The sequence below is a fragment of the Arsenophonus nasoniae DSM 15247 genome (genome assembly GCF_000429565.1).
GTDB lineage: Bacteria > Pseudomonadota > Gammaproteobacteria > Enterobacterales > Enterobacteriaceae > Arsenophonus > Arsenophonus nasoniae.
The window spans coordinates 1-5,049 of sequence record NZ_AUCC01000134.1; the positions used below are offsets into that span (position 1 = coordinate 1).

Annotated in this window: 3 protein-coding genes; 2 read left to right on the plus strand and 1 reads right to left on the minus strand. The window is 41.4% G+C overall.

What is annotated here, in order from left to right; genetic code table 11:
* On the plus strand, positions 1-909 hold a 909-nt coding region (locus G468_RS0116105), incomplete at its 5' end, for an Rpn family recombination-promoting nuclease/putative transposase (RefSeq protein ID WP_026823924.1).
* A 3-nt stretch (positions 910-912) separates the two neighbouring features.
* Positions 913-1,464 (plus strand): ProQ/FINO family protein, encoded by a 552-nt coding sequence (locus tag G468_RS0116110; RefSeq protein ID WP_026823925.1) that lies wholly within the window; start codon positions 913-915, stop codon positions 1,462-1,464.
* Between the two features lie 323 nt (positions 1,465-1,787).
* Here G468_RS0116110 and G468_RS0116115 read toward each other — a convergent pair whose 3' ends face one another.
* A complete protein-coding gene (locus tag G468_RS0116115; protein ID WP_026823926.1) occupies positions 1,788-4,985 on the minus strand; it encodes a type I restriction endonuclease subunit R in 3,198 nt (1,065 codons plus the stop codon).
* Positions 4,986-5,049: the final 64 nt, after the last annotated feature.

The window sequence follows — 5,049 nt, forward strand, 5'->3', positions numbered from 1 at the left end:
GCAAAAGACTTCTTCGACATTTGGCTACCCGATGAGATTAAAGCGCTGTGTGACTTAGAGAGCCTAAAAGTGGAATCTGGCTCATTTATCGATAGTGAAATGAAAAATTACCAGAGTGATATTCTGTATTCAGTCAGCACAACAAAGGGAAGTGGATATATCTATGTTCTCATAGAGCACCAGTCCACACCTGACAAGCTCATAGCATGGCGATTAATGCGCTATAGCCTTGCTGCCATGCAGAAACATCTAGAGGACGGAAACAAGCAATTACCCTTGGTGTTTCCCATCCTGTTTTATTGCGGTGAGCAAAGCCCTCACCCCTATAGCACGAACTGGTTAGACTGCTTTGAAGATAGAAAACTGGCAGAAAGTATCTACACCAATCCTTTTAAGTTAGCCGATGTCACCACCTTAGATGATGGTGAAATCATGCAACACAAGCGAATGGCGCTATTAGAATTGCTGCAAAAACACATTCGCAGAAGGGATATGACAGAATTACTGGATAGTATTGTTAAACTGTTGTCGTATAATTATTATACCGATAATCAAGTCATCACGATGTTTAACTATCTCATTCAAGAAGGTAACGCCAAAAAGCCAATGGAATTTATCACTGGGATAGCTAAACAATCAGAGAAACACGAAGGAGCACTTATGACTATTGCTCAACAGATTGAAGAAATTGGAATTAAGAAAGGCATACAACAAGGTAAAATTGAAGGAATTCAAGAAGGAATTCAAAAGGGTATTCAAATTGGTGAACAAAATGGGGTGCAAAAGGGCGAAAAACATGCATCGATGAAGATAGCGCGCCAAATGCTCGAAAGTGGTATGGACAGACAATCTGTGATGAAATTTACGGGCTTAAATGATGATGAAATGATCAACCTGTTTAAAGATTAAGTCATGACTGAACGCCAGAAATTAACCCTCAATCGTCCTAAAAAAGCTTCACCAGAAGAGCAGACCTCAAGTACCTCTGTTTACGGTAAAAAGGTCTGGGTAAATCCTGCGCGCAAAAAACAGGCAAAAAAACCAAAGCCCCAAAAGGTAGTAAAACAGCAGCCCAAGAAGCTGGTTGAAAAACCTAAACAGGAAGTGAAGGTTAAAATTCCAAAACCACCTACACCGCCCAAAAAGCGATTGCCGTTAGATGAGGCTATTTCCCAGATAACCACGTTTTGGCCTAATCTATTTCCTGAAAATCAATTACGTCCAATGAAAGTAGGTATACAGCAAGATATGTGGCAGGAAGTGAAAGAAAAGAGCTTACCAATAGCCAGAAGGCGTTTAAGAGCCTGTCTAGGCAGTATTTGTCATCATGCTGATTATCGCGCACTTATCCAGTTAGGCGTGTTTCGTTATGACAAAGAAGGTCAGATAGTCGGAGAAGTCAACCAAGCCGATGTTGAGGATAATTTGCAACGTTTAGCACGGCGAAAAAAATCAAACCCATAACCCTGTCACCGATCATGCAAAACTGATCCACTTGATGGTTAGGAAATTGAATCGCTTTTAAAGTGAGGAGCAAAAGCCATCGATTATTGCAAAAAGGAGAGAGAATCGATTTATTGTGTTTGGGGTCAGTTAACATTTCCTCAGATAGTGTGATTTCTAACCTAATTTCCTAATTTTAGACACATTTACCCTGCGTCTAGCTGCGTAACCATCGTTTTTTTTCCATGTTATGCAGTCTTTCTGACAACAATTCCGTTGCCTGTTTGCCTGCCTGGGCGCAGGTAAAAAGTAGCGTGCTACGTTCTTGACCACTACAGTAGCTGTCAGCTCAAGTCTGAGCTACTACAAATAAACTGCTTTAAAAACAGATCAATGCGTATATTCAATTTAAATAGAGATATGGTTACGCCATCTTGTTTTTCAAAATAGACTTTTGCTTTCACCTTATCTACCGATTCTTTTAATGCGTCGAAGCGACCAAAATCGTTTAGGTTTTTCTCATTAACACTATTAACCATTAATGCTATGAGTAGTTCTTTATCTAAACCAAGAGCATTAACAACGGCGTTTAATTGTGCGTTTTCAGCGTTATCTTTGTAGATGTTGATGTAGTCTCTGAAAGTATGGCCTTCAACTAGCTGCACATCGCCGCGCTGCAAGTCGTGCAAGAAGAGTTTGGCGTACTTTTGCTCAATTTGGGTGAGCGTTGCAAACGACTTGTGCAGTTCATTTAATGTGGATTCAATGCTCGCAGGGTTTTGGTGTTTGTTCAGCTCTTTTAAATATTTATCAAAGCGGCTGTTCATATAGTCGGCATCGATTTTGCCGGTATCTATCTCAGTTAAATAACCACTGATATCAAAAGGCACATCGCTGCCACCTGCAACATCGTGATCACCTTTGCCTACTAACTCTTTATAGCGCAGGGCCAGGCTCAGGTAAGTTTGTTCGTCTATAGCCAACGTTACCTCATGTTCTACATCATTTTCAGTAAAGGAATAGACCGACTGTTCCCAATGCAAACCTTGTACTTTAGCCGCTTCCAGGTGCTGGCTAAAGGTGTTAAACAACTTGGCAAATTGGGCACAGGCTTCTATATCGTCTGGTAGTTTTTCAAAATTCTCAACACTGGTGCTAACAAACAGCTCGGAAATGTTATCCACTAATTCATTCATGGCTTTAATATTGCTTTCTAACTTGTCAACAAACAAGCCGATAGGCTTATCGCCGGAATAGAGTTTTACCGCAGCATTAATGTGCTGCTCCATGGTATGTGGATAGCGATAATAACGAATGATGCCGTGGGGTTTGTCAGGACCAAACAAGCGATTGGTGCGTGAGAATGCTTGAATTATATGTTGGTATTTAATTACCTTGTCTAAATACAAGGTATTAAGCCATTTAGAGTCAAAACCCGTGAGCATTTGATCCACTACAATCAGTAAATCTAATTGCTTCGAAGGATCGGTATGAATGCGCTCGTAAGGCTTTTTGTGGGCAAGCCGCTTGGCTACATCTTTTTTAAAAGCTGCATGGCACGCAAAATCAAAATCCTGACCGTAACGCGCGTTGTAGTCGGCCATAATTTCGTCTAAGCCATCACCTTTAAAGGTGGAACCATGGTCGCCACTGCCGTCCTTATCAATATTAGGATCAAATAAGGCTGAGATTTTTAGCTCAGGTTTAGCCGCTTTTAAACGCCGGTAATAGTCAATCGCTTCAGCGATACTATTCGTGGCTAAAATCGCGTGAAATTTATTGCTTTGGCTGAGCACATCCCATTTATCTAAGATGTCACTAACGACTTTTTCCTGGTGGGTGACAGTTAAATATTGGCTTTTAGGTACATAGTCTTCAATGCCTTTGTGGTATTTGCCTGTGGCATCTTTGTAGCCAGTCATAGGTACATCTTTTATAAAGTGATTAAATTTTTTCTTTTTAGCTGGATCCGCCATCGCATCAGCAACCGAACCAGCCTTGGCTTGTTCTAATGCAACTTCTTTCCTTAGGTCACTATCTTTAAAGGTAGGCACTTTGTAAGGATCAAAGCCCAAAACGTTACCATCACGTATACCATCTGCTATGCTATAGCGATGCAACTCGTTACCAAACACATCAGCGGAAGTATTGTTATTGATTTTATTTTCATCATGAATCGGCGTACCGGTAAAACCAAAAAAGAGTGCCTTAGGGAATTTTTTTTTAATGCTTACCAACATGCCTAGTTTATTTTCTTTGCCTCCACTCATCGTTGAACGGTGTGCTTCATCAATAATAAATACCAAGCGCTTAGCCCGGATTTTTTCTATGTCAGCCGAATTTTTTGCTATTACATCATCATCAACTTCCGCAAAAATATTACTCATTTTTTGAATGGAGCTAACAATTAACGTATCGGAAGTTGCACTGCTTTTTAATTTGGTGAGCAGTACGTGAGTATTTTCAGTAGTTTGTACGTCTTCGCTATCGCTAGCAAAATTGCGATATTCCGTCAGCGACTGGGTACCCAGCTCAATCCTGTCCATTAAAAAAATCACTTTATCGGCATCTTTCGATTGTGCAATTAACTGTGCCGATTTAAAACTAGTCATGGTTTTGCCCGAACCGGTAGTATGCCACACATAGCCCCCGAGACGATCAGGGTTATTGGCAGCGCTACCCAGTTGCTGCCAGTTGGTTTTAGACACTTTGTCAGATATCGCATTGGCGGCGTAATACTGATAACTGCGCATAACTTTAAGCACGCCATCAGTATCGTCGGCGACGGTATAAAAACCAATCAACTGGTGCGCCATAGGGATAGAAAGCAAGGTAGAGGCGATGTCTTTCCAATAGTTCATGGGTTCGTTATTAAAATCGGCCCAGTTAAACTGATAGTCGGGGTTAAAATTGCCGTCTAGCCCGGGGTTGGAAAAGTATTTGGTCTCGTCTGGCTCCACAGCCACAAATACTTGGATAAGCGAAAACAAACCACTGAATATGCCCTCTGCGCTGTACTTTTCAATTTGGTTCACTGCTTGGCTAACCGGAATACCGCTACGCTTTAGCTCGACATGGATCACTGGCATACCATTGATCAGTAATAGTACATCGCCACGTCGGTCGTTACGCAAAGGGCTCCCGCGTTCAAATTTGGGCTGCTGAACAATTTGGTAGCGGCTTTGTCCTGCGGCGATTTCTTGGCGATCGTATATTTTTAAGCTGATTTCTTTGCCAAAATGCAAGGTATCGGCAGGGTTGTCGCGTTTAATGGCGACGGTTTTACCATTAATTAACCCGTTGAGTTTGAGCGGCGTTTTCAGTTCTTTGATTTGCTCAATAATTTGCTGCATTTCGGTGTCAGTTAACGGCACATCGTTTAATCTGTCTTGTTGGCGGTTGTTTTCAAACAAAATGGTTGCCCAGTTATGCAATAACTCCGCTTCAGTTTTGTTTTTTAGAATCTCTGGTTCCCAACCCTTTTGGGTAAGTACCTCAATAAAGGCCTGCTCAAATTGTGCTTCAGTTTTAAAGGTGGTCATACTTACTCCTAGACAAACATTTTGCTCAAGCAGGCCTGCTTGATATTATTGAGTTTAGTGATTT